Origin of the sequence: Klebsiella sp. C349492 (assembly GCF_042055345.1) — a bacterium.
In the GTDB taxonomy this organism is placed as follows: domain Bacteria; phylum Pseudomonadota; class Gammaproteobacteria; order Enterobacterales; family Enterobacteriaceae; genus Klebsiella; species Klebsiella scottii.
Window position 1 is genome coordinate 191,495 of record NZ_JANQCE010000001.1, and the last position, 24,321, is coordinate 215,815.

The 24,321-nt window shown below is 56.7% G+C and carries 21 protein-coding genes and 2 pseudogenes; 13 read left to right on the forward strand and 10 right to left on the reverse strand.

The annotated features are described in order from the left end of the window. Positions 1 to 19 precede the first annotated feature (19 nt). From NWP14_RS00905 to NWP14_RS00915, 3 genes are read right to left on the reverse strand one after another with little or no spacing between them, the layout of a single operon-like run. Complete coding sequence (locus NWP14_RS00905) at positions 20 to 415, reverse strand: MAPEG family protein (RefSeq protein WP_375214589.1); 396 nt, start codon at positions 413 to 415, stop codon at positions 20 to 22. 53 nt (positions 416 to 468) lie between these two features. Then, the gene (locus NWP14_RS00910; RefSeq protein WP_375214590.1) at positions 469 to 1,287 is read right to left on the reverse strand and encodes a DUF72 domain-containing protein; all 819 of its coding nucleotides are present in this window, start codon (positions 1,285 to 1,287) and stop codon (positions 469 to 471) included. Beyond that, the gene (locus tag NWP14_RS00915; protein ID WP_095101662.1) at positions 1,284 to 1,850 is read right to left on the reverse strand and encodes a hydrolase; all 567 of its coding nucleotides are present in this window, start codon (positions 1,848 to 1,850) and stop codon (positions 1,284 to 1,286) included. Before NWP14_RS00915 ends, NWP14_RS00910 begins: the two co-directional genes overlap by 4 nt. 265 nt (positions 1,851 to 2,115) lie before the next feature. Between NWP14_RS00915 and aspS the strand changes: the two genes are divergently transcribed. The 6 genes from aspS (at position 2,116) to ruvB (ending at position 7,543) form a co-directional block, all read left to right on the forward strand. Then, a complete protein-coding gene (gene aspS / locus NWP14_RS00920) occupies positions 2,116 to 3,909 on the forward strand; it encodes an aspartate--tRNA ligase (RefSeq protein ID WP_375214591.1) in 1,794 nt (597 codons plus the stop codon). A gap of 1 nt (position 3,910) precedes the next feature. Next, positions 3,911 to 4,354: a dihydroneopterin triphosphate diphosphatase gene (gene nudB / locus NWP14_RS00925; RefSeq protein ID WP_095101666.1), complete on the forward strand. Its 444-nt coding sequence runs from the start codon at positions 3,911 to 3,913 to the stop codon at positions 4,352 to 4,354. A gap of 61 nt (positions 4,355 to 4,415) precedes the next feature. Then, positions 4,416 to 5,156 (forward strand): YebC/PmpR family DNA-binding transcriptional regulator, encoded by a 741-nt coding sequence (locus tag NWP14_RS00930; protein ID WP_095101668.1) that lies wholly within the window; start codon positions 4,416 to 4,418, stop codon positions 5,154 to 5,156. Positions 5,157 to 5,310: 154 nt separating this feature from the next. Continuing rightward, entirely contained in the window at positions 5,311 to 5,832 is a 522-nt protein-coding gene (gene ruvC, locus NWP14_RS00935) for a crossover junction endodeoxyribonuclease RuvC (protein WP_041146240.1), read from the forward strand. Positions 5,833 to 5,912: 80 nt separating this feature from the next. Then, complete coding sequence (gene ruvA, locus NWP14_RS00940) at positions 5,913 to 6,524, forward strand: Holliday junction branch migration protein RuvA (protein WP_095101670.1); 612 nt, start codon at positions 5,913 to 5,915, stop codon at positions 6,522 to 6,524. Positions 6,525 to 6,532: 8 nt separating this feature from the next. Then, positions 6,533 to 7,543 carry a Holliday junction branch migration DNA helicase RuvB gene (gene ruvB / locus NWP14_RS00945; protein WP_095101672.1) on the forward strand — a complete coding sequence of 337 codons (1,011 nt, stop codon included), beginning with the start codon at positions 6,533 to 6,535 and terminating at the stop codon, positions 7,541 to 7,543. A 53-nt stretch (positions 7,544 to 7,596) separates the two neighbouring features. Here ruvB and znuB read toward each other — a convergent pair whose 3' ends face one another. Continuing rightward, entirely contained in the window at positions 7,597 to 8,382 is a 786-nt protein-coding gene (znuB, locus tag NWP14_RS00950) for a zinc ABC transporter permease subunit ZnuB (protein WP_095101674.1), read from the reverse strand. Continuing rightward, entirely contained in the window at positions 8,382 to 9,134 is a 753-nt protein-coding gene (gene znuC / locus NWP14_RS00955) for a zinc ABC transporter ATP-binding protein ZnuC (RefSeq protein WP_095101676.1), read from the reverse strand. Before znuC ends, znuB begins: the two co-directional genes overlap by 1 nt. A gap of 78 nt (positions 9,135 to 9,212) precedes the next feature. Here znuC and znuA point away from each other — a divergent pair, with 78 nt between their 5' ends. From znuA to lpxM, 3 genes are all read left to right on the forward strand, one after another. Next, on the forward strand, positions 9,213 to 10,157 hold the full coding sequence (gene znuA / locus NWP14_RS00960; protein WP_095101678.1) for a zinc ABC transporter substrate-binding protein ZnuA: 945 nt from the start codon (positions 9,213 to 9,215) through the stop codon (positions 10,155 to 10,157). A gap of 15 nt (positions 10,158 to 10,172) precedes the next feature. Continuing rightward, positions 10,173 to 11,492: a murein DD-endopeptidase MepM gene (gene mepM / locus NWP14_RS00965; RefSeq protein WP_095101680.1), complete on the forward strand. Its 1,320-nt coding sequence runs from the start codon at positions 10,173 to 10,175 to the stop codon at positions 11,490 to 11,492. Positions 11,493 to 11,620: 128 nt separating this feature from the next. After that, complete coding sequence (lpxM, locus tag NWP14_RS00970) at positions 11,621 to 12,595, forward strand: lauroyl-Kdo(2)-lipid IV(A) myristoyltransferase (protein ID WP_095101682.1); 975 nt, start codon at positions 11,621 to 11,623, stop codon at positions 12,593 to 12,595. Between the two features lie 51 nt (positions 12,596 to 12,646). On the opposite strand, the gene dcuR is transcribed toward lpxM, so the two are convergent. The 3 genes from dcuR to NWP14_RS00985 form a co-directional block, all read right to left on the reverse strand. Then, positions 12,647 to 13,366: a two-component system response regulator DcuR gene (dcuR, locus tag NWP14_RS00975; protein WP_095101684.1), complete on the reverse strand. Its 720-nt coding sequence runs from the start codon at positions 13,364 to 13,366 to the stop codon at positions 12,647 to 12,649. Between the two features lie 69 nt (positions 13,367 to 13,435). Further along, positions 13,436 to 15,121, reverse strand: coding sequence for an NAD-dependent malic enzyme (locus NWP14_RS00980; RefSeq protein WP_346431182.1), 1,686 nt, complete (start codon positions 15,119 to 15,121; stop codon positions 13,436 to 13,438). Between the two features lie 81 nt (positions 15,122 to 15,202). Beyond that, the gene (locus NWP14_RS00985) at positions 15,203 to 16,150 is read right to left on the reverse strand and encodes an AEC family transporter (protein ID WP_375214592.1); all 948 of its coding nucleotides are present in this window, start codon (positions 16,148 to 16,150) and stop codon (positions 15,203 to 15,205) included. Between the two features lie 419 nt (positions 16,151 to 16,569). Between NWP14_RS00985 and NWP14_RS00990 the strand changes: the two genes are divergently transcribed. Next, positions 16,570 to 17,904 (forward strand): 2-hydroxycarboxylate transporter family protein, encoded by a 1,335-nt coding sequence (locus NWP14_RS00990; RefSeq protein WP_095101690.1) that lies wholly within the window; start codon positions 16,570 to 16,572, stop codon positions 17,902 to 17,904. Between the two features lie 101 nt (positions 17,905 to 18,005). On the opposite strand, the gene pyk is transcribed toward NWP14_RS00990, so the two are convergent. Both pyk and NWP14_RS01000 read right to left on the reverse strand, forming a co-directional pair. After that, on the reverse strand, positions 18,006 to 19,448 hold the full coding sequence (pyk, locus tag NWP14_RS00995; protein WP_095101692.1) for a pyruvate kinase: 1,443 nt from the start codon (positions 19,446 to 19,448) through the stop codon (positions 18,006 to 18,008). Positions 19,449 to 19,573: 125 nt separating this feature from the next. Further along, positions 19,574 to 20,478, reverse strand: a pseudogene (locus tag NWP14_RS01000) (MurR/RpiR family transcriptional regulator). A 159-nt stretch (positions 20,479 to 20,637) separates the two neighbouring features. Here NWP14_RS01000 and NWP14_RS01005 point away from each other — a divergent pair. The 3 genes and pseudogenes from NWP14_RS01005 (at position 20,638) to edd (ending at position 24,306) form a co-directional block, all read left to right on the forward strand. Continuing rightward, positions 20,638 to 20,788: pseudogene (locus tag NWP14_RS01005) on the forward strand (formate--tetrahydrofolate ligase). A gap of 10 nt (positions 20,789 to 20,798) precedes the next feature. After that, on the forward strand, positions 20,799 to 22,274 hold the full coding sequence (gene zwf, locus NWP14_RS01010; protein WP_095101694.1) for a glucose-6-phosphate dehydrogenase: 1,476 nt from the start codon (positions 20,799 to 20,801) through the stop codon (positions 22,272 to 22,274). Between the two features lie 220 nt (positions 22,275 to 22,494). Further along, positions 22,495 to 24,306, forward strand: a complete 1,812-nt coding sequence (edd, locus tag NWP14_RS01015) for a phosphogluconate dehydratase (protein ID WP_095101696.1) — start codon at positions 22,495 to 22,497, stop codon at positions 24,304 to 24,306. The last annotated feature ends 15 nt before the right edge of the window (positions 24,307 to 24,321 follow it).

Genomic DNA, 24,321 nt, shown 5'->3' on the forward strand with positions numbered 1-24,321 from the left:
GAAAACGGCGTATTGTGCGCTAATGTAAGGAGAAAACCAACTCCCAGGGCATATACCACAGGTTAGCGAGCACCATCAGCACCAGCGCGCACCAGGTCGCGCTCATGCCCGAGCGGCGCCAGCTGTAGAGCCGATGATGGAAACCGTAAGAGTGCATCAGCCGGCCGGCGATAAGCAAAATACCGCAAAGGTGCACCATCCAGTTCTGCGCGCCGTCCATCTCGACAAACAGCAGCAGGATAAGCCCGATGGGCAGGTACTCAACCGCATTACCGTGCACGCGGATAGCGAGCTGTAGCTCGCTAAAGCCGCCGTCGCCGTATCCGACGTGGTACTGCGTACGCAGGCGTACGACGTCAAAAGAAAACTTGATTAACAATAACGCACCCAGGACGGCATACAGCGCGCTAACCATACAAAAAACTCCCTTTCACTTTGTCAGATGGCTCCGATTATCATAGCAGGATATCAGAAAAGAGAGGTCTGCTGCGGAATTGACGGCGCCGCACCCACTTCTGGCAGCACGGTGCGTAAATCTTCCCACAGGGTGTCGACCAGCGCCGGCGCGTGGGCGATATCCGGCGTATGCAGGAACAGGTAGGGCGTGGTCGAGCGGCTCCACTTCGGCAGCGTCTGGAGCCAGACGCGAAACATCTCATGGTTCTGCGCCATATCGTCGCTGCCGATGAAGCGAACCAGCGGATGATGCGCGGTGACCACCGCGTGGACCGGAAGCTTCGGCTTTTTACGCTGCGCGTCGAGCGCGGCCGGGCTACGGGCGGTAACGCTGTGCACCGGGCGGCTATCAAGGATCACGCGGTTAACGGCGCGCTGGTGCAGCCCGCGGTTGAGCTGCTGCTCGTCGTCACCTTTGGCAAAAAAGCACGGATGCCGTACCTCAACGCCGTAGGTGAAGCCGGCGGGCAGCGCGTCGAGAAACTGCCACAGGGCAGGGAGGTCGCGCGGGCCGAATGTCGCGGGCAGCTGCAGCCAGTACTGGCCGATACGCGTCTCCAGCGGCGCGAGGCGGGAAAAAAACTCGCGGCTTAGATCGCCGCAGTTACGCAGCGCCGCGTTGTGCGAAATGGTTGCCGGAAACTTAAAGCAGAAGCGAAAGTCGTCGTGGGTTTGCTCGAACCAGCGGGCCACTATCTCGGCTTTCGGCAACGCGTAGAGGGTCGTATTGCCCTCCACGCAGTTAAAGTGGCGAGCGTACTGTTCCAGACTGGTTATGCCAAGGCGCACCCATTTCGGATGCGACCATTGCGGGAGCCCAATGTAGATCATAGCGCGGCGAGAATGTCCTCAGTGCTGCGCACGCGGGCGATGCGCGGGAAAATATGCGTCATGCTGCCCTGGTGCTGCTCGGCGGAGGCCGCGCTGCAGGCGTCTTCGGCGATCAGCAGATTGAAGCCCAGCTCCCAGGCGTTGCGCGCGGTGGATTCAACGCCGATATTGGTTGAGATCCCGCACAGGATAATGGTGTCGATACCGCGGCGGCGCAGCTGCAGTTCGAGATCGGTGCCGTAAAACGCGCCCCACTGACGTTTGGTGACTTCGATATCGCCATCCTGTTTGCCCAGCGCAAGCGGCCAGGTCCACCAGTTGTCCGGCAGCGCGTGCGCGCCCGTCTGCGCATCAACCGGCTGTTTCAGCGCTTCGCCGAAGTCGGCAGACCAGCCGACGCGAACCAAGATGACCGGCGAGCCCTGCTGACGGCATTTTTCCGCCAGACGAGCGGCGCGAGTGACCACCTCATCGGCGCGGTGTGGGCCTCCGGCGAACGGCAAAATGCCTTCCTGCAGGTCGATGACCACAAGCGCCGTTTTTTTCGCATTGAGTTCTGGCATAGTATCCCCGTATCTTCTGTAGTTTGGCCGTTACAATACCGTTGCCATTCCCGCTCCAGGGTAACAAATTTTGTTAATTTTTGTGAGCGTAGCCAATAAGCGCGCAGCAAAGCAACGTACAAACTGCGTCGGGCTTATCGCGCGGCAGAATTTCCAGTATAATAGCCGCCTTTTTTCATTCAGTTGTGACATTCAGCTAAAGCCGCAACTTCGTGGCCTGCAGAGCAGGCAACAATCCGCCAGTGGCTAAGTTAAGGGATATCTCATGCGTACAGAATATTGCGGGCAGCTGCGTCTGTCCCACGTGGGGCAGCAGGTGACTCTGTGTGGTTGGGTCAACCGCCGTCGTGATCTTGGTAGCCTTATCTTCATCGATATGCGCGACCGCGAAGGCATCGTACAGGTGTTTTTCGATCCGGAACGTGCGGATGCATTAAAGCTGGCCTCCGAACTGCGTAATGAGTTCTGTATCCAGGTGACGGGCACCGTGCGTGCGCGTGACGAAAAAAACGTCAACAGCGATATGGCCACCGGTGCCATCGAAGTGCTGGCTTCCGATCTGACCATCATCAACCGCTCAGAAGCGCTGCCGCTGGATTCCAACCACGTCAACACTGAAGAAGCGCGACTGAAATACCGCTATTTGGATCTGCGTCGTCCGGAAATGGCCCAGCGTCTGAAAACGCGGGCAAAAATCACCAGCCTGGTCCGTCGCTTTATGGACGAGCACGGCTTCCTCGATATCGAAACCCCGATGCTGACCAAAGCCACGCCGGAAGGCGCGCGCGACTATCTGGTTCCGAGCCGCGTTCATAAAGGCAAATTCTACGCGCTGCCGCAGTCTCCTCAGCTCTTCAAACAGCTGCTGATGATGTCCGGCTTCGATCGTTACTATCAGATCGTCAAATGCTTCCGTGATGAAGACCTGCGCGCCGACCGCCAGCCGGAATTCACCCAGATCGACGTGGAAACCTCCTTCATGACCGCGGCGCAGGTGCGCGAAGTGATGGAAGCGCTGGTGCACGAGCTGTGGCTGAACGTGAAGGGCGTGGATCTGGGCGAGTTCCCGATCATGACCTTTGCCGAGGCCGAGCGTCGCTACGGTTCCGATAAGCCGGACCTGCGCAACCCGCTGGAGCTGGTGGATATTGCTGACCTGGTGAAAGCGGTTGAATTTGCCGTCTTCTCCGGCCCGGCAAATGATGCCAAAGGTCGCGTTGCCGCCCTGCGCGTGCCTGGCGGCGCGGCGCTGACCCGTAAGCAAATCGATGAGTACGGCAAATTCGTGCAGATTTACGGCGCGAAAGGCCTGGCGTATATGAAAGTCAACGAGCGCGCAAAAGGCCTCGAAGGCATTAACAGCCCGGTGGCTAAATTCCTCAACGCGGAAATCGTTGAAGCTATTCTCGATCGCACCGCTGCGCAGGACGGCGATATGATTTTCTTCGGCGCCGATAATAAGAAAGTGGTTGCCGACGCTCTGGGCGCGCTGCGCCTGAAGCTGGGTAAAGACCTCAGCCTCACCGACGAAGCTAAATGGGCGCCGCTGTGGGTTATCGACTTCCCGATGTTTGAAGACGATGGCGAAGGCGGCCTGACCGCGATGCACCATCCGTTCACCTCCCCACGCGATATGACCGCGGACGAGCTGAAAGCCGCTCCGGAAACGGCGATTGCTAACGCCTACGACATGGTCATTAACGGTTACGAAGTCGGCGGCGGCTCGGTGCGTATTCACAGCGGCGAAATGCAGCAGACCGTGTTCGGTATCCTCGGGATCAACGAGCGGGAGCAGCGTGAGAAATTTGGCTTCCTGCTGGATGCGTTGAAATACGGTACGCCGCCGCACGCGGGCCTGGCATTCGGTCTCGACCGTCTGACGATGCTGCTGACCGGCACCGATAACATCCGTGACGTTATCGCTTTCCCGAAAACCACCGCCGCCGCCTGTCTGATGACCGAAGCACCGAGCTTCGCTAATCCGACTTCGCTGGGGGAATTAGGTATTCAGGTTGTGGCGAAAGAGACAAAGACAAAAGAGTCTCTGGAGAATAAGTAAGATGTCATTCAAGCTCCCCGTTTCTGTTCTGGTGGTGATTTATGCCGAAGATACAAAGCGGGTGCTGATGTTGCAGCGGCGCGATGATGCCTCTTTCTGGCAGTCGGTAACCGGCAGCCTGGAAGAGGGGGAAACCGCGCTGCAAGCCGCCGCGCGCGAAGTAAAGGAAGAGGTCGTGATAGATGTTGCTGATGAGCATCTGGCCTTAATTGACTGTCAGCGTACGGTGGAGTTCGAGATTTTTTCTCATTTACGTCATCGCTATGCGCCGGGCGTTGAGCGCAATACGGAATTTTGGTTCCGCCTTGCGCTCCCTCATGAACGCCAGATTGTTTTTACCGAACATCTGGATTACCGCTGGGTCGATGCGACGGAAGCCGCCGCGTTGACCAAGTCGTGGAGTAACCGGCAGGCGATTGAAGAATTTGTAATTAACGCCAACTAATATTCCCCGCCTTTTGCTGGTCAGAAGGCTTCGGGAAAACGGCATTTTTGGAGAGTTTTTTATGGCAGGTCATAGTAAGTGGGCCAACACCAAACACCGCAAAGCGGCACAGGATGCCAAGCGCGGTAAGATCTTTACTAAAATTATTCGCGAACTGGTTACCGCCGCGCGTTTAGGCGGCGGCGATGCGGCTTCTAACCCGCGTCTGCGCGCAGCGATTGATAAAGCGCTGTCCAACAACATGACCCGCGATACCCTGAACCGCGCTATCGCTCGTGGCGTAGGCGGCGATGATGATGCGAACATGGAAACCATCATTTATGAAGGCTACGGCCCGGGCGGCACGGCGGTCATGGTTGAGTGCCTGAGCGACAACCGCAACCGTACCGTTGCCGAAGTGCGTCATGCCTTCAGCAAAACCGGTGGTAACCTCGGCACCGACGGCTCGGTGGCCTATCTGTTCAGCAAAAAAGGGGTGATCTCCTTCGAAGCTGGCGACGAAGACGTGATTATGGAAGCGGCTCTGGAAGCGGGTGCGGAAGACGTTGTGACCTACGACGACGGCGCGATTGACGTCTACACCGCGTGGGAAGAGATGGGCGCCGTACGCGACGCGCTGGAAGCGGCTGGCCTGAAAGCTGACGCGGCCGAAGTTTCGATGATCCCGTCGACAAAAGCCGATATGGATGCGGAAACCGCGCCGAAGCTGCTGCGCCTGATCGATATGCTGGAAGACTGCGACGACGTGCAGGAAGTTTATCATAACGGCGAGATCTCTGATGAGGTCGCCGCAACGCTGTGATGCCCGTAATCTTTCAGCCCACAGCGGCGTTGGCTCTCCTCGCTTACCCCGGTCACGTAGTGAATCTACGCTCCCGGGGATGCGCTGCGTGGCCGCCCGGCTGTGAACTGAAATATTTAGGGTCTCAGGGATTCGTTATTACCGGAGATGCGTGATGGCTATTATTCTCGGTATTGACCCGGGTTCGCGCATTACCGGCTATGGCGTTATCCGCCAGGTCGGGCGGCAGTTAAGCTATCTTGGCAGCGGATGCATTCGTACCAAGGTGGACGATCTGCCGTCGCGCCTGAAGCTGATCTACGCGGGCGTAACGGAAATCATCACCCAGTTCCAGCCGGACTATTTCGCCATTGAACAGGTGTTTATGGCGAAAAACGCCGACTCGGCGCTGAAGCTGGGGCAGGCGCGCGGGGTGGCTATCGTCGCGGCGACCAATCAGGATCTGCCGGTCTTTGAGTACGCCGCGAGGCAGGTCAAGCAAACCGTGGTCGGCATCGGCAGCGCGGAAAAAAGTCAGGTGCAGCATATGGTGCGCACCCTGCTGAAGCTGGCGGCTAACCCGCAGGCGGATGCGGCGGATGCGTTGGCCATTGCGATTACCCACTGCCACGTGAGTCAAAACGCGACGCAGATAGGCGATAGTCGGCTAAACCTGGCGCGCGGACGCTTGCGATAACCTCAAATCAGGCTGGATATTTATCCAGCCTTTTTTTATGATACCGGCAGATACTTTAGCCCTTAACGCAGGAGCAGCATGTGATAGGCAGACTCAGAGGCATCGTTCTCGAAAAACAACCCCCGCTGGTATTACTGGAAACGGGAGGCGTTGGCTATGAAGTGCATATGCCTATGACCTGCTTTTACGAACTGCCGGAAGTAGGCAAAGAGGCGGTCGTATTTACCCATTTTGTGGTTCGCGAAGATGCGCAGCTGCTGTTTGGTTTTAATAACAAACAGGAACGCACGCTGTTTCGCGAGCTGGTTAAGACCAACGGCGTAGGGCCGAAGCTGGCGCTGGCGATCCTTTCCGGCATGTCGGCGCAGCAGTTCGTTAACGCCGTTGAGCGCGAAGAGGCCGCGGCGCTGGTTAAGCTTCCTGGAATTGGCAAGAAAACCGCCGATCGCCTGATCGTTGAAATGAAAGATCGTTTCAAAGGGCTGCACGGCGACCTGTTTACTCCGGCGGCGGATCTGGTGCTGACCTCGCCGGCCGGCCCGTCCGATGACGACGCCGAACAGGAAGCGGTTGCCGCCCTGGTGGCGCTGGGCTATAAACCACAGGAGGCCAGCCGAATGGTGAGTAAAATCGCGCGTCCGGATGCCAACAGTGAAACGCTAATCCGCGAAGCGCTGCGCGCCGCGTTGTGAGGTAAGGGATGATTGAAGCAGACAGGCTGGTATCGGCAGACAGCACCGGGTTTGAAGAGACGGTCGATCGCGCAATCCGCCCTAAATTACTGGCAGAGTACGTGGGCCAGCCGCAGGTGCGGTCGCAAATGGAGATCTTTATCCAGGCGGCTAAGCTGCGCGGAGACGCGCTCGATCATCTGCTGATCTTTGGCCCTCCGGGGCTGGGGAAAACGACGCTGGCAAACATTGTCGCCAATGAGATGGGCGTCAACCTGCGTACCACCTCCGGGCCGGTGCTGGAGAAAGCGGGTGACCTGGCGGCGATGCTGACCAACCTTGAACCCCACGACGTGCTGTTTATCGATGAGATTCACCGTCTTTCGCCGGTGGTGGAAGAGGTGCTCTATCCGGCGATGGAGGACTATCAGCTGGATATCATGATTGGTGAAGGACCCGCGGCGCGCTCGATAAAAATCGACCTGCCGCCGTTCACCCTGATTGGCGCGACCACGCGAGCCGGTTCGTTAACCTCGCCGCTGCGCGACCGCTTCGGCATCGTCCAGCGGCTGGAGTTTTATCAGATTGCCGATCTGCAGCATATTGTGAGCCGCAGCGCCCGCTATATGGGGCTGGAGATGAGCGAAGAGGGTGCGCTGGAAGTGGCGCGTCGCGCGCGGGGCACCCCGCGTATAGCCAACCGCCTGTTGCGGCGGGTGCGCGACTTCGCGGAGGTGCGTCACGACGGCAGCATCTCCCTCGACATTGCCGCCCAGGCGCTGGATATGCTTAACGTTGATGCCGAAGGCTTTGACTATATGGACCGCAAGCTGCTGCTGGCGGTGATCGATAAATTCTTCGGTGGTCCGGTGGGGTTGGATAACCTGGCGGCGGCGATCGGCGAAGAGCGCGAAACCATTGAGGACGTGCTGGAGCCGTATCTGATTCAGCAGGGGTTCCTGCAGCGAACGCCGCGAGGGCGGATGGCAACGGTCCGCGCCTGGAACCACTTTGGCATCAAGCCGCCGGAAATGCCGTAGCCGTTCGCTCCAGCCGGTAGCCCTGCTAAGCAGCGCTACCGGAAGAAGAATAATCAGGCGGCGGCTTTCTTCATCATGCTGAAGATAAACAGCACCGCAGCGCACAGCACCACCGACGGGCCGGCCGGCGTGTCGTACAGCGCCGAGAAGGTCAATCCTCCGGTGACAGCGATCGCCCCGATGCCAACGGCGATAGCCGCCATTTGTTCCGGCGTACGCGCAAAACGGCGCGCCGTGGCGGCAGGGATAATCAGCAGCGAGGTGATGATCAGCGCCCCGACAAACTTCATCGCCACGCCGATGGTCAGGGCAGTGACCAGCATCAGCAGCAGCTTCACCCGCTGCAGCTTCACGCCGTCAACGAACGCCAGATCCGGGCTGATCGTCATCGACAGCAGGTTGCGCCACTGCCAGAGCAAAATGGCCAGCACTATCGCCACCCCGATGGCAATCGAGATCAGGTCCGTCGGCGTCACCGCCAGCAGATCGCCAAACAGATAGGCCATCAGGTCGACGCGGACGTTCGACATCAGGCTGACAACCACCAGGCCCAGCGACAGCGCGCTGTGGGCCATAATCCCCAGTAGCGTATCGATGGCCAGGTGAGGGCGCTTCTCCAGCCATACCAGCCCGCCGGCCAGCAGCAGCGTGATCGCGATAACGGCATAGAAAGGATTGACGTTGAGCAGCAGGCCAAAAGCGACGCCGAGCAGCGAGGCGTGGGCGAGGGTATCGCCAAAATAGGACATCCGGCGCCAGACGACAAACGATCCCAGCGGGCCGGCGGCGCAGGCGAGCATCACCCCGGCCAGCCAGCCGGGTAACAGTAGTTCAATCATCAGCGGTCATTTCCCCGACGCAGTACAATCCGCCCCTGCAGGTCGTGGCGGTGATTATGATGGTGACGATAAATGCCCAGCTGTTCCGCGCCGCGCTGGCCGAACATCGAGATAAACTGCGGGTGCATTGAGACCACTTCCGGCGTGCCGGAGCAGCAGATATGCTGATTCAGGCACAGAACTTCATCCGTTTTCGCCATCACCAGGTGCAGGTCGTGGGAGACCATCAGCACCGAGCAGTTAAGCTCCTGTCGCAGCTGGTTTATCAGATCGTAAAGCGCCACCTGGCCGTTGACGTCGACGCCCTGCGTCGGCTCATCAAGCACCAGCAGCTGCGGCTGGTTTAACAGCGCGCGGGCGAGCAGCACGCGCTGCGTTTCGCCTCCGGAGAGTTTCTGCATCGGGGCATCGATAAGATGTCCGGCCTGGACACGCTTCAGCGCCGGCAGAATATCCTGCTTATGCGTATCCGGACGCAGGCGTAAAAAGCGGCTGACGGTGAGCGGCAGCGTGGCATCGAGGTGTAATTTTTGCGGGACATAGCCAATCCGCAGCTTTCCCTCTCGTTTGATAACGCCGTCAGTTGGTGCTACCAGCCCGAGAACGACCCGCACAAGCGTGGACTTACCGGCGCCGTTTGGGCCGAGTAGGGTCAAAATTTTGCCTGGCTTAAGCGTTAGCGAAATGTCAGACAGCACGCGTCGCTGGCCGAAGGCCACCGAGACGTTTTCCAAAGTTACAAGATTTGTCATGTCAAATTAAGGGTTGCACAAGCTAGTGAATGTTATAATATCACATCTTTCTCATTCATTACGATGATTAGACGCATTATGTTACATAAAAATACGCTTCTTTGCGCTGGACTTAGCGCCGTTTTTTTGTTCACCCATGCCTCCGCGGCGAATGCCGCCGTGGTTACCTCAATGAAACCTCTTGGCTTTATCGCTTCCGCTATCGCTGACGGGGTCACGGACACTCAGGTTCTGCTGCCCGATGGCGCATCCGAGCACGACTATTCGCTGCGTCCATCGGATGTAAAACGCTTACAGAACGCAGACTTAGTGGTGTGGATTGGCCCGGAGATGGAAGCCTTTATGGATAAGTCAACGCAAAGCATTGCGCCAAACAAAAAGGTGACAATCGCCCAGCTTGACGGCGTGAAACCGCTGCTCATGAAAGGCGCGGATGACGACGATGACCATCACGACCACGACCATGCTGCAGGCGGAAAAAGTGACGACGATCACCATCACGGCATATACAACATGCATCTGTGGTTATCCCCAGAGATAGCGCGGCTTTCGGCGGTTGCAATCCACGATAAATTATTGGAACTTATGCCGCAGAGTCGAGCCAAACTTGACGCTAACCTGAAGGAGTTTGAGGCAAAATTAGCCTCGACCGATAAACAGGTGAGTCACGAGCTGGCACCGCTGCAAGGGAAAGGGTATTTCGTTTTTCATGATGCCTACGGCTACTTTGAAAAACACTACGGTCTGACATCGCTTGGTCATTTCACCGTCAACCCTGAAATTCAGCCTGGTGCCCAGCGTTTACACGAAATCAGAACACAGCTGGTTGAGCAGAAAGCGACCTGCGTTTTTGCTGAGCCACAGTTCAGGCCTGCCGTCATAGAAGCTGTTGCCAGGGGCACCTCCGTGCGCATGGGGACCCTGGATCCGTTGGGTATTGGAATTAAGCTGGGTAAAGACAGTTACCCTCAGTTCCTCAACCAGCTGGCGAACCAGTATTCGAGCTGCCTGAAAGGAGATTAACGAGGAAGTGAATACGTGCAACAGATAGCCCGCGCTGTCACTCAGGCATTTAACAATTTGCCACGACCTCACCGCGTTATGCTGGGGTCGTTGAGCGTTCTAACCTTAGCGGTCGCCGTCTGGCGACCGTACATCTACCACCATGAATCAGCCCCTATCGTCAGAACGATTGAGCTGGAAAAAAGCGAAATCCGTTCCCTGCTGCCGGAAGCCTCTGAACCTATCGATCAGGCCGCGCAGGAGGAAGAAGCTATCCCTCAGGACGAGCTGGACGATAAGGCGGACGGCGATTCAGGCGGCCATGAGTACGTCGTATCAACCGGCGATACCCTCAGCAGCATCCTCAATCAGTACGGTATCGAAATGGGCGATATCTCTCTTTTATCGACCGCTGATAAAGAGCTGCGCAACCTCAAGATTGGTCAACAGCTGTCATGGACCCTGACGGCGGATGGCGATCTGCAAAGCCTGACCTGGGAAATGTCCCGTCGCGAAACCCGAACCTATAATCGCGTGGGCAACGGCTTCAAGATGAGCAGCGAGCTGCAGGAAGGGGACTGGGTCAACAATGTGCTGAAGGGCACCGTTGGCGGCAGCTTCGTCTCCAGCGCGCGTAACGCGGGCCTTACCAGCACCGAGGTCAGCGCGGTTATTAAGGCCATGCAGTGGCAGATGGACTTCCGCAAGCTGAAAAAAGGCGATGAATTCTCGGTGCTGATGTCACGAGAAATGCTTAACGGCAAGCGGGAACAGAGCCAGCTGCTGGGCGTGCGTTTACGTTCAGATGGCAAGGATTACTACGCGATCCGTGCCGAAGACGGCAAGTTCTACGATCGTAACGGTACCGGCCTGGCGAAGGGCTTTATGCGTTTCCCAACCGCGCGTCAGTTCCGCGTGTCGTCAAACTTTAACCCGCGCCGCCTCAATCCGGTGACCGGGCGCGTTGCGCCACACCGCGGCGTAGACTTCGCGATGCCGCAGGGCACGCCGGTTCTTTCCGTCGGCGACGGCGAGGTGGTGGTGGCCAAACGCAGCGGCGCGGCGGGGTACTATGTTGCAGTGCGTCATGGGCGTACCTACACCACCCGCTATATGCACCTGCGTAAGCTGCTGGTGAAACCTGGACAGAAGGTGAAACGCGGTGACCGTATTGCCCTGTCGGGAAATACCGGCCGTTCTACCGGGCCGCATCTGCACTATGAAGTATGGATTAATCAGCAGGCGGTAAACCCGCTGACGGCGAAACTGCCGCGTACGGAAGGGCTGAGCGGTTCCGATCGCACGGATTATCTGGCGCAGGTGAAAGAAGTGATGCCGCAGCTGCGATTCGACTAACGCGCTGTTAATAAAAGCCGGTGCCAGCGCGCGCCGGCTTTTTCTTTTGTACCTTCCCCTACGTGTCGCTAAACTATAGCCTTGAGTATCTCCTTATCTTTATTCAGCACCATTTTTGCGGATCGGGCATGGAAACGAAAAAAAATAATATTGAGTTTATTCCAAAATTTGAGAAATCCTTTTTACTCCCGCGCTACTGGGGCGCGTGGCTGGGCGTTGTTGCCTTTGCGGGGATTGCGCTGACGCCCCCGTCGTTCCGCGATCCGATTCTCGGCAAGCTGGGGCGTTTTGTCGGCAGGCTGGCCAAAAGCTCGCGCCGCCGCGCACAGATAAACCTGCTGTACTGTTTCCCGGAAAAGAGCGAGCAGGAGCGCGAAGCGATTATTGATGAGATGTACGCCTCTGCGCCTCAGGCGATGGTCATGATGGCAGAGCTGGGCCTGCGCGATCCGCAGCGCATTCTTTCCCGCGTCGACTGGCAGGGGAAAGAGATCATCGACGAGATGCAGCGTAATAACGAAAAGGTGATCTTCCTGGTACCGCACGCCTGGGGCGTGGATATCCCGGCCATGCTGATGGCCTCCGGCGGACAAAAAATGGCGGCGATGTTCCATAATCAGGGTAATCCGGTATTTGATTACGTGTGGAATACCGTCCGTCGTCGGTTTGGCGGGCGCATGCACGCGCGGAATGATGGCATCAAGCCGTTTATCCAGTCGGTGCGTCAGGGCTACTGGGGCTACTACCTGCCCGATCAGGATCACGGCGCGGAGCACAGCGAGTTCGTCGATTTCTTCGCCACCTATAAAGCTACGCTGCCGGCGATTGGCCGCCTGATGAAGGTGTGTCGGGCGCGGGTGGTGCCGCTGTTCCCGGTCTATGATGGCAAAACCCACCGTCTGACGGTGCTGGTACGCCCGCCGATGGACGACCTGCTGGAGGCTGACGATAATACTATTGCCCGGCGGATGAACGAAGAGGTGGAAATTTTCGTCAAGCCGCATACCGAACAGTACACCTGGATCCTCAAGCTGCTGAAGACCCGCAAACCCGGTGAAATCGAACCCTATAAGCGCAAAGAGCTCTTTCCTAAGAGGAAATAGCGCCCGCGCACGCTCAGGGTACCGATCCTTTAGCCACTGCACGCCGAGGCGTCAGTGGCTAAATTGTTTGAGTAATGAGTCATGTTCCACAATCAGCCGATAGCGATACTCCGGCCTCCCCGTGGCGCCGTAGTGATTGCTGGTGCGTAAAATATTTATCTGCGCCAGCCACAGCAGATACTTGCGGCAGGAGACCCGGGAAATATCCAGCTGCGCCGCCAGCTCATTCGTTGAAAACTCAGCTTCAGGATGCGCGCCTATCCAGCGACATACCGTGCGCAGCGTTTGGGCGGTCAATCCTTTTGGCAAGCGGCGGCTCTCCGCGCGCTGCTGCGAAGCGTGGTTGAGCAGGCCGTCAATGTCAGACTGCTCGTAACAGGGCCTGGCGTGGCGCAGGCTACGCTTGTGGCTCCAGGCGATCAGCGCTTCTTCAAAGCGGGAGAACTGGAAGGGCTTGATTAAATAATCCACCACCCCGTAGCGCATCGCGCTCTGGACGGTAAGCGCATCGGCGGCGGAGGTGATCATGATGACGTCAATATCGTGCGCCGCCCGGCGCAGCGTTGGCAGCAGGTCCAGCCCGTTTTCCTTATGCATATAAACATCGAGCAGTATCAGGTCGATACCCTGCGGCCGTTCGCTGATGATCCGCTGCGCTTCGCCGAGCGTCGGAGCGATGCCGCAGCAGAAAAAGCCGGCAAGCCGGCTGAGAAACAGGCGGTTTAGCTCAGCGACCATCGGATCGTCATCGATAATAAGGACATTTATCACGCAGGCCTCCTTTTAAGGCCGGGAGGCCATTTGCCTCCCGGGCAGCACATGACCAACCGGACCCGTTTATCAGAACGATGAGCGTTTGTAGGCGGTGTAGCGCGCCTGCCAGTAGGTCTGTTCGATGCGCTCGATCAGTCGATCTTCACTTAGCTGCGGCGCAACGCCCTCCTGCTGAGCGACCTTGACGATCGCCAGGGCAATAGCGCGCGATATCGTTTCGATCTCCCCTACCGGAGGCAGCAACCCGCCGCTTTCCGCCGTAGCCAGCGGGGAGTGAGCGGCCAGGGTTCGGCTTGCGGCGGTGAGCATTTTTTCCGTTATCCGCTCAACCTTGCCGGCCAGCACGCCCAGTCCGAGGCCGGGGAAGATATAGGCGTTATTGCATTGGGCGATATCGTAGGTTTTGCCTGCGTAAACCACCGGCGCAAAGGGGCTGCCGGTGGCGACCAGCGCCGCCCCCTGGGTCCAGGCGATCAGATCCGCAGGCTGGGCCTCGGCGCGAGAGGTTGGGTTCGAGAGCGGCATGATTATCGGGCGGGCGCAGTGCCGGTGCATCTCTTTGACAATCTCTTCGCTGAACAGACCGGGCTGCCCTGAGACGCCGATCATTACCGTCGGATGCGCGTGGCGCACAACGTCGAGCAGCGAGATGGGGCCGCTGCCGACCTCCCAGTGCGCAATGCTGTGCCGGGAGGTGACCAGCTTTTGCTGGAAATCGAGCAGGTCAGGGATGGCGTCCGTCAGCAGGCCGCAGCGGTCGACCATAAACACCCGGCCGCGGGCCTCGTGCTCAGACAGTCCGTCATCGACCATCAGCGCCACGATCTTTTCCGCAATACCGCAGCCTGCGGAGCCGCTGCCTAAGAAGACCACGCGCTGATCGCATAAGCGGCTGCCGGCCGCCTGAGCGGCGGCGATTATGGTACCCGTCGTAACGGCGGCGGTGCCCTGGATATCATCGTTGAAGCAGCAGAGCCGATCGCGATAGCGCTGCAGGAGACGGGTGGCGTTCTTTTGGGCAAAATCTTCGAATTGCAGCAGAACGTCAGGCCAGCGGCGCTTCACCGCCTCAATAAACATATCCATAAACTCAAGGTAGCTATCGTCGTCGATCCGCGGATGACGCCAGCCCATATAGAGCGGATTATCGAGCAGCTGCGCATTGTTGGTGCCAACGTCGAGCATGATCGGCAGGGTAGAGGCCGGATGAATCCCGCCGCAGGCGGTGTAGAGCGAGAGTTTGCCAATCGGGATCCCCATTCCGCCAACGCCCTGGTCGCCGAGGCCGAGAATGCGCTCGCCGTCGGTGACCACGATGACCCGGATGTCGTTGCGCGAGAAGCTGTGCAGCATTTCATCAATTTGGTGGCGGTCCGGCCAGGAGATAAATAAGCCCCTGGCGCGACGATAAATTTCCGAAAAGTGTTCGCAGGCCTCGCCGACCGTCGGCGTATAGACGATAGGCAGGGTTTCGGTCATATGCGTGCGCAGGACGTTGTAAAATAACGTCTCGTTCGTATCCTGAATATTGCGCAGATAGACGTGGCGAGAGATATCGCGTTTAAACTGGCAAAACTGTTCCCAGGCTCTTGCCGTTTGCTCCTCAATCGTCTCCACCTTCTGCGGCAGAAAACCGTGCAGGCCAAAGGCGTCGCGTTCGCCGTCGGTGAATGCCAGCCCTTTATTAAGTAACGGGTTTTCCAGTAATACGGAGCCGTTATAGGGAGTGTAAATAGTGTCCTGGTTTAACATGGGTTACTCCTGAATATATATTTTGCAAAACGGTAGTCAATATTGATAGCCAATTAATAGGGTGGTGCCGCCGGGCATAATTTATGAAATCAAATAGATCATTATGCCTTCCGTCACCACGCCGATAGCGGTGCCAATTAAAATAGATGAGGATGCCGATTCAATATATGTATCGCTGCGCAGGGCAAACATTCCTGCGGCAATAGCGGATGGTGTCGCGCCGATAATAATAACCTGCTGCATTAAGCTATGGCTCAAGCCCAGCGCCAGTCCGGCGGCGGCCATCATTCCCGGTTGGATTAGATTTTTAATTCCAATGTTGGTGCATACCTGGCGATTAAATGCCGGACGCTCGCCATAAAATAGCAGTCCGAGGGCAAACAGGGAGAGACCGCCGGCAATTTTACCGACCATTTCTATCGGAGCGCTCAGGAGGTGCGGCAGCTTTATTCCGGCAAGACTTAACAGGACGCCTAATATCGGGATCCAGACAATCGGGTTTCTGACCGCCTTCATCAGGTTTTGCCATATCAGCATCGCGGGGTTGAGCCCGGTTCCCTGAGTATCGGCGTTTTTATCGCCGAGACGAATGAGGATAATCGTCAGTGGAATCATAAATACGCTGGTGATGAGATTGCCGATCAGGACGCCAAGAAATCCTTCCGGCCCGATAAGGACCGCCAGCACCGGCGCGCCAAAATAGGCCATGTCGGGAAACGAGCAGACCAGAGACTGGATCGCGCTGGTCTTGATATCGTGGCGAAAAACGTAGCGTGAAAGAAGCAGGGTCAGAAAATAAGAGCCCATCAGGCCAATAACCAGCACGGCCATAAAAGTGAAGTTTTTAATTTTATCCGGGTTGGTGTTTAGGGCACCAATAAAGAGATGAAAAGGTAACGCGAAGCGAATAACCACGGTAGCTAAAACCGTAGCATCTTCACGACGGGTATAGCCGAGCTTGCCGCTGATCCAGCCGAGCAGCATGATAAACACCAGCGGGAACAGTGATTGTAATAATAATGAAGGCATAGGATGTCCTGATAAAGTATGGTCTGCGACTACTGTTTTTTTAATCTAACAATCCCTCGTGCGGTGCAGGGTGATAGAAATCACAGTCTGTTTTCTTTAAATACTTTTACAGCGAGGACTTTACTTACAAATATAGCCGGGAGGTAACCCGATGTTTTCATTGAGGGCGGTTAAAAATAGTCGCATCGATAAATTTAATTACAAAATGCCGACTTAAATTACTTAAAGTTGAGATTCAAGGTCAATCACAAAAGCATCATTAGAAATGGCGCATGGCTTTTTTATGTTCGATGGCTGTGCTACTTTTTTTCAGGTTCAATGTGCTCGATGTACTATTTTATTCTCGATTTTATTCTGGTTGAATAACATTGTTGTTATTTATGCCCCTACATAGCTATTTATAAAAAGTCAGGTGAAAGATGGAAAATAATTCACTAAATCATCCTATTGAAAATTCACTGCCCAACCGGCCCGCGCTCAGAATGCTGGGGAATGCGGAAGTGGGGTCCGTCCCCCTGGTGCTGTTTGTCGGTATCGCGATCGTAGTGGCTATTGCCGCCTACGCCAGCGTACTGCCAAAAAATATGATCGGCGGCCTGGCGGTGATTATGACCCTGGGCTTTGCGTTTGCCAAAATTGGCCGCATGGTCCCGGTACTGAAAGATATCGGTGGCCCGGCGATACTGTGCCTGATGGTGCCTTCGGCGCTGGTCTACTTTGAAATGTTTGCCCCGCATACGCTGGCGACGGTGCATTTGCTGATGAAAGAAGCCAATCTGCTTTATTTCGTTATTGCCTGTCTGGTGGTGGGCAGCATCCTGGGGATGAATCGGGTTATCCTGATTCAGGGGATGGTCAGAATGTTTGTCCCGCTGGTTGTCGGGACCTTTGCCGCCATCCTCACCGGCCTGCTGGTGGGCACGCTGTTTGGCTACAGCCTGTACCATACCTTCTTCTTTATTATCGTCCCGATCATCGGGGGAGGGATCGGCGAGGGCATTCTACCGCTTTCGCTGGCCTATTCAGCGATCCTTGGGCAAACCCCCGACGTCTACGTTGCGCAGCTGGCCCCGGCGGCGGTCGTCGGCAATATCTTTGCGATTATCTGCGCCGGGGTGCTGGCGAGAATTGGCGTTCGTCGCCCCTCGCTTTCCGGAGACGGGATGCTGATCCGCAGCCATGAAGATAACAGCGTCTTCACGCAAACTCAGGGCCCGCAGCAGACGGACTTTCAGCTGATGGGCGGCGGGCTGCTGATGATTTGCGCCTTTTTCATCGTCGGCGGGCTGTTGGAGAAGGTGGTGCATATTCCCGGTCCGGTACTGATGATCCTCGCCGCCGTCATTTGCAAATACACCAAAGCGATCCCGGCGGCGATGGAGGTAGGTGCCTACAGCTGCTACAAATTTGTCTCCGCGGCGCTGGTATGGCCGCTGATGATCGGGCTTGGGATGCTGTACGTGCCGCTGGAAAGCGTGGTGGCGGTATTCTCCGTCGGCTATGTCGTGGTGTGCGGGTCGATTGTTATCGCTATGGCCCTGAGCGGGTTCTTTATTGCTTCACGACTCAATATGTACCCTGTGGAAGCGGCGATCGTCACCAGCTGCCATAGCGGCCTCGGCGGTACCGGAGACGTTGCGATTCTGTCCGCCTCCAACCGCATGTCGCTGATGCCGTTTGCGCAGATTGCGACCCGTATCGGCGGGGCGTCGACGGTGATTGCCGCCACGCTGCTGATGAACTGGGTGGTGTGATGTTCTTGCCGGCGAGCGCCAGCCGCAGAGCCGGGATAAAAAAATACCTGCCGATTTTACGTCGGCAGGTAGGTGGTACGCGGGGTCCGTTGCGCGATGGCTTATTCGACGGTCAGGATACGCGTGGTGTTGGTGCTACCGATGGTGCTCATGACGTCGCCTTGGGTGACGATAACGAGGTCGCCGGAGACCAGATAGCCTTTATCACGCAGCAGGTTTACCGCATCGTGAGCGGCGGCAACGCCATCGTTGGTGCTGTCAAAATAAACCGGCGTCACGCCGCGGTACAGCGCAGTCAGGTTGAGGGTGCGCTCATGGCGAGAGAGGGCAAAAATCGGCAGGCCAGAGCTGATGCGCGAGGTCATCAGCGCGGTGCGGCCGGATTCGGTCATGGTGATGATAGCGGTTACACCTTTCAGGTGGTTCGCGGCATACATCGCTGACATGGCAATCGCTTCTTCCACGTTGTCGAACTGGATGTCCAGACGGTGTTTGGAAACGTTGAGGCTCGGGATTTTTTCCGCGCCGAGGCAGACGCGAGCCATGGCGGCAACGGTTTCAGACGGATACTGACCGGCTGCGGTTTCAGCCGAAAGCATCACCGCATCGGTGCCGTCCAGCACGGCGTTAGCCACGTCCATCACTTCCGCACGAGTCGGCATCGGGTTGGTGATCATCGACTCCATCATCTGGGTGGCGGTGATGACCGAACGGTTCAGCTGACGGGCGCGGCGGATCAGGGCCTTCTGAATACCGACCAGCTCCGGATCGCCGATCTCGACGCCCAGATCGCCACGGGCAACCATCACGACGTCGGAGGCGAGAATAACGTCGTCCATCGCGTCCTGATCGCAAACGGCTTCCGCGCGTTCCACTTTCGCTACGATCTTCGCGTCGCAGCCCGCTTCACGCGCCAGGCGGCGAGCGTAGTTCAGATCTTCCCCGCAGCGCGGGAAGGAGACGGCCAGATAATCGACGCCAATTTTTGCCGCAGTAAGGATATCGGCTTTGTCTTTTTCGGTCAGCGCTTCGGCGGAGAGGCCGCCGCCAAGCTTGTTGATGCCTTTATTGTTGGACAGCGGTCCGCCGACGGTGACTTCGGTGAACACCTTCATGCCCTGAACTTCCAGCACTTTCAGCTGAACGCGGCCATCATCAAGCAGCAGGATATCGCCAGGCACCACGTCCGCTGGCAGACCCTTATAGTCAATACCGACTTTTTCTTTATCGCCTTCGCCTTTGCTCAGCTCTGCGTCCAGCAGGAATTTATCGCCGATATTGAGGAAAATTTTGCCTTCTTTGAAGGTCGAAACGCGAATTTTAGGCCCCTGCAAATCGCCGAGGATGGCCACGTGGCGGCCCAGTTTGGCCGCGATCACGCGAACTTTATCCGCGCGAATTTGATGATCTTCCGGGGTACCGTGAGAGAAGTTCATACGTACGACGTTAGCGCCTGCAGCGATAACCTTTTCAAGGTTGTTATCGCGGTCGGTTGCCGGGCCTAAGGTGGTAACGATTTTGGTTCTGCGAAGCCTTCTGGACATGTAATACTCCGTTGACTAAAACAACTTTGGTGTTGCGTGAACATGGAATCGGTCGTTCCGGCCGGTAAAGTTGCTATGCTGAAACGTAACCGAAGTGTAATGGGTTAACTACTTATTATCAGGTTTTATGGGTTGTCGCTGTGTACGGGAAGTTCTTTATCAAAACGCGATTCTTTCAACGCTTCCTTGACCCTCTTCAAGTTATCTCTGAATTTTGCGCCGCGGCGCAGGGTAAAGCCGGTAGCCAGCACGTCGATGAGGGTCAGCTGGGCGAGGCGCGAGACCATCGGCATATAAATATCGGTATCTTCGGGAACATCAAGCGTAATGGACAGCGTCGCCTCGCGAGCCAGCGGCGTACCCGCAGAGGTAATCGCGATAACCATGGCATCGTTTTCACGGGCCAGCTGCGCCAGCTCCACCTGACTTTTCGTTCTGCCGGTGTGAGAGATTATCACCACCACGTCATCATCATTGCAGTTCATACAGCTCATGCGTTGCAGGACAATGTCATCGGAGTAGATAACCGGCACGTTGAAGCGAAAAAATTTATTCATCGCGTCATGGGCAACGGCGGCCGAGGAGCCGAGGCCGAAGAAGGCGATTTTTTTCGCCTGGGTTAAAAGATCGACGGCCCGATTAACCGCGGACATATCGAGAGAATGGTGGACCTGATCTAAACTGGCCATCGCGGACTCGAAAATTTTTCCGGTATAAGACTCTACGCTGTCGTCTTCATCGACATTGCGGTTAACATAGAGGGTGCCGTGCGCCAGACTTTGCGCCAGATGCAGTTTAAAATCAGGGAAGCCGCGGGTTTCAAGACTCCGGCAAAAGCGATTGACGGTGGGTTCGCTGACGCCGGCTTCCAGGGCGAGTGCGGCAATGCTTGAGTGGATGGCCTGCGCGGGTTCCGCAAGAATGACCTCGGCCACTTTGCGTTCGGATTTGCTAAGGTGTTCCAGCCGGGACTGAATTTTTTCCAGCATATTCATGGTAACAAGGCGCTCATCAATGGAAGCGATTTCATTAATGGGTGAAATCATCAGGCGTTTTAGCAAGAATATACCCCTCCGCAATCATTAGCGGGGAAGAATGACCTAAAAAAATGTTGTTTTTTTTCATTACATGATCAGAGTCGTATTTTACTAACTGATAATCGGTCGGAACAACGAACAATATTAGCCGTCTGCCCAAATTGTCGCCTGAAGTTTTCTCCTTGTGCGGTTTAGCGCCTGGAAAGGGGGGCCGAGGCTTTCGGGAAAATCGTAAACACAGTACAGTGCAGTGTAAGAAAATTACAAATTATAGCCTGGCATAAGCACCAGACTATCAACTGAGGAGAATGACATGGCGGTAACGCAAACGGCCCAGGCATGCGATCTGGTCATTTTCGGCGCGAAGGGTGACCTGGCGCGTCGTAAATTGTTGCCTTCCCTGTATCAGCTTGAGAAGGCTGGCCAGATCAACCCGGATACCCGCATTATCGGGGTCGGACGTGCTGACTGGGATAAAGATGCTTACACCAAGGTAGTTCGTGAAGCGCTTGAAACCTTCATGAAGGAAAAGATTGATGAAGGGCTGTGGGATACCCTGAGCGGGCGCCTGGAGTTCTGTAACCTTGATGTTAACGACACCAAAGCTTTTACCCGTCTGGGCAAAATGCTCGACCAGAAAAACCGCGTCACCATCAACTATTTTGCTATGCCGCCTAGCACCTTCGGCGCCATCTGCAAAGGCCTTGGCGAAGCGAAGCTGAATGCGAAGCCGGCGCGCGTGGTGATGGAAAAACCGCTGGGAACCTCTCTTGACACCTCGCGCGAGATCAACGACCAGGTCGGCGAGTTCTTTGAAGAGTGTCAGGTTTATCGTATTGACCACTACCTTGGTAAAGAAACGGTTCTCAACCTGCTGGCGCTGCGCTTTGCCAACTCCCTGTTCGTCAACAACTGGGACTGCCGCACCATCGACCATGTGGAGATCACCGTAGCGGAAGAGGTGGGTATTGAGGGGCGCTGGGGCTACTTCGATCAGGCCGGACAGATGCGCGACATGATCCAGAACCATCTGCTGCAGATTCTGTGCATGATCGCCATGTCTCCACCGTCGGATCTCAGCGCCGATAGCATCCGCGATGAGAAAGTTAAGGTCCTGAAGTCGCTGCGTCGTATCGATCGCGCCAACGTGCGTGAAAAAACGGTACGCGGCCAGTACACCGCAGGCTTTGCGCAAGGCAAAAAAGTGCCGGGCTACCTTGAAGAAGAGGGGGCTAACAAATCCAGCAATACCGAAACCTTCGTGGCGATCCGCGTGGATATCGACAACTGGCGCTGGGCCGGCGTGCCGTTCTACCTGCGTACCGGTAAACGTCTGCCGACCAAATGCTCTGAAGTCGTGGTGTACTTCAAGACGCCGGAGCTGAACCTGTTCAAAGAGAACTGGCAGGAGCTGCCGCAGAACAAGCTGACTATCCGCCTGCAGCCGGATGAAGGCGTCGATATCCAGGTGCTTAACAAAGTGCCGGGTCTTGACCATAAGCACAACCTGCAGATCACCAAGCTGGATCTGAGCTACTCGGAAACCTTCAATCAAACGCATCTCGCCGACGCCTACGAGCGCCTGCTGCTGGAAACCATGCGCGGGATCCAGGCGCTGTTCGTGCGCCGCGATGAGGTGGAAGAGGCGTGGAAGTGGGTTGACTCCATTACCGAAGCCTGGGCCGCCGACCGTGATGCGCCGAAGCCTTATCAGGCGGGTACCTGGGGACCGGTTGCCTCCGTGGCGATGATCACCCGCGACGGTCGTTCATGGAACGAATTCGAGTAAGCGTTCGTTATCCGGAGGAGTTATTTTACCGGTAACATGATCTGGCGCAGAAAGCCGCATAATTTTTAATCTTTTAAGCTCCGGGAGGATTCACCCCCGGAGCTTTTTTTATTACACTGCGGGCAGACATTTTGCCTCTGAGCTGCAGTGTTGGTGCCTTTTAACTCTTTTGACATCGTAAAAATGCCGCGGCCGGACAGATAAATTTTTAGGAGCCTTTATGAATTCGACAATGTTACGGGTAACAAATCGCATTATCGAACGGTCGCGCGACGCCCGTACTGCCTACCTCGCACGGATTAATCAAGCCAAAACGGATACCGTCCATCGCGCCCAGCTGGCGTGCGGTAACCTGGCCCACGGTTTTGCTGCCTGTCAGTCGGATGATAAAGCCTCGCTGAAAAGCATGCTGCGTAACAACATTGCCATCATCACCTCCTATAACGACATGCTGTCCGCGCATCAGCCCTACGAGTCCTATCCGGATATCATCCGCAGGGCGCTGCATTCGGTGAATGCGGTTGGTCAGGTTGCCGGCGGCGTGCCGGCGATGTGCGATGGGGTAACCCAGGGGCAGGACGGAATGGAGCTGTCCCTGCTGAGCCGCGAAGTGATTGCCATGTCTACTGCTATCGGCCTGTCGCACAATATGTTCGACGGCGCGCTGTATCTTGGCGTCTGCGACAAAATTGTCCCCGGCCTGACGATGGCCGCGCTCTCCTTTGGCCATCTGCCGTCCGTCTTCATTCCGTCTGGCCCGATGGCCAGCGGCCTGGCGAATAAAGAGAAAGTGCGTATTCGCCAGCTGTACGCCGAAGGTAAGGTTGACCGAATGGCGCTGCTGGAGTCGGAAGCCGCCTCTTACCACGCGCCGGGCACCTGTACGTTCTACGGTACGGCTAACACCAATCAGATGGTGGTGGAGTTTATGGGCATGCAGCTCCCGGGCTCCTCGTTCGTGCATCCGGATGCCGAGCTGCGCGCAGCGCTGACCGTCGCCGCCGCGCGCCAGGTTACCCGTATGACCGGCAACGGCAACGAGTGGATGCCGCTGGGCAAAATGTTTGATGAGAAAGTGGTGGTTAACGGCATCGTGGCGCTGCTGGCGACCGGCGGCTCAACTAACCATACGATGCACCTGGTGGCAATGGCGCGCGCCGCGGGCATCATCATTAACTGGGATGATTTTTCCGATCTCTCGGACGTGGTGCCGCTGCTGGCGCGCCTCTATCCGAACGGTCCGGCGGATATCAACCACTTCCAGGCGGCAGGCGGCGTGCCGGTGCTGATCCGCGAACTGCTGAAAGGCGGGCTGCTGCACGAAGATGTTAATACCGTGGCCGGCTTTGGGCTTTCGCATTACACCATGGAGCCGTGGTTGAACAACGGCGAGCTGGACTGGCGTGAAGGGGCAAGCGCGCCGCTCGACGACCAGGTCATCGCGACGTTCGACAAGCCGTTCTCTCGTCACGGCGGCACCAAAGTACTGAGCGGCAACCTTGGCCGTGCGGTCATGAAAACCTCGGCGGTGCCGGTGGAAAATCAGGTTATCGAAGCGCCGGCGGTTATTTTTGAAAGCCAGCACGACGTACTGCCTGCTTTCGAAGCCGGGATGCTGGACAAAGATTGCGTCGTCGTGGTTCGTCATCAGGGGCCAAAAGCGAACGGCATGCCAGAATTACATAAACTTATGCCGCCACTTGGTGTATTATTGGACCGCCGTTTCAAAATAGCGCTAGTCACCGATGGTCGACTCTCTGGCGCATCGGGCAAAGTCCCGTCAGCCATCCACGTCACGCCTGAAGCTTACGACGGCGGGCTGCTGGCGAAAGTCCGTGATGGCGATATCATCCGCGTCAACGGCCAGACCGGCGAGCTGACGCTGCTGGTGGACGATGCTGAACTGGCTGCGCGGCAGCCGCATATTCCTGACCTGAGCGGTTCGCGAGTCGGGACCGGTCGTGAAATGTTCTCTGCGCTGCGTGAGAAACTCTCCGGAGCCGAACAGGGCGCAACCTGCATCACTTTTTAAGACCATACAATTTGT

Coding starts and splice junctions, on each gene's coding strand:
- NWP14_RS00905 (WP_375214589.1), bottom strand. CDS start 415: ATGGTTAGCGCGCTGTATGCCGTCCTGGGTGCGTTATTGTTAATCAAG.
- NWP14_RS00910 (WP_375214590.1), bottom strand. CDS start 1,287: ATGATCTACATTGGGCTCCCGCAATGGTCGCATCCGAAATGGGTGCGC.
- NWP14_RS00915 (WP_095101662.1), bottom strand. CDS start 1,850: ATGCCAGAACTCAATGCGAAAAAAACGGCGCTTGTGGTCATCGACCTG.
- aspS (WP_375214591.1), top strand. CDS start 2,116: ATGCGTACAGAATATTGCGGGCAGCTGCGTCTGTCCCACGTGGGGCAG.
- nudB (WP_095101666.1), top strand. CDS start 3,911: ATGTCATTCAAGCTCCCCGTTTCTGTTCTGGTGGTGATTTATGCCGAA.
- NWP14_RS00930 (WP_095101668.1), top strand. CDS start 4,416: ATGGCAGGTCATAGTAAGTGGGCCAACACCAAACACCGCAAAGCGGCA.
- ruvC (WP_041146240.1), top strand. CDS start 5,311: ATGGCTATTATTCTCGGTATTGACCCGGGTTCGCGCATTACCGGCTAT.
- ruvB (WP_095101672.1), top strand. CDS start 6,533: ATGATTGAAGCAGACAGGCTGGTATCGGCAGACAGCACCGGGTTTGAA.
- znuB (WP_095101674.1), bottom strand. CDS start 8,382: ATGATTGAACTACTGTTACCCGGCTGGCTGGCCGGGGTGATGCTCGCC.
- znuC (WP_095101676.1), bottom strand. CDS start 9,134: ATGACAAATCTTGTAACTTTGGAAAACGTCTCGGTGGCCTTCGGCCAG.
- znuA (WP_095101678.1), top strand. CDS start 9,213: ATGTTACATAAAAATACGCTTCTTTGCGCTGGACTTAGCGCCGTTTTT.
- lpxM (WP_095101682.1), top strand. CDS start 11,621: ATGGAAACGAAAAAAAATAATATTGAGTTTATTCCAAAATTTGAGAAA.
- NWP14_RS00980 (WP_346431182.1), bottom strand. CDS start 15,121: ATGTTAAACCAGGACACTATTTACACTCCCTATAACGGCTCCGTATTA.
- NWP14_RS00985 (WP_375214592.1), bottom strand. CDS start 16,150: ATGCCTTCATTATTATTACAATCACTGTTCCCGCTGGTGTTTATCATG.
- NWP14_RS00990 (WP_095101690.1), top strand. CDS start 16,570: ATGGAAAATAATTCACTAAATCATCCTATTGAAAATTCACTGCCCAAC.
- pyk (WP_095101692.1), bottom strand. CDS start 19,448: ATGTCCAGAAGGCTTCGCAGAACCAAAATCGTTACCACCTTAGGCCCG.
- zwf (WP_095101694.1), top strand. CDS start 20,799: ATGGCGGTAACGCAAACGGCCCAGGCATGCGATCTGGTCATTTTCGGC.
- edd (WP_095101696.1), top strand. CDS start 22,495: ATGAATTCGACAATGTTACGGGTAACAAATCGCATTATCGAACGGTCG.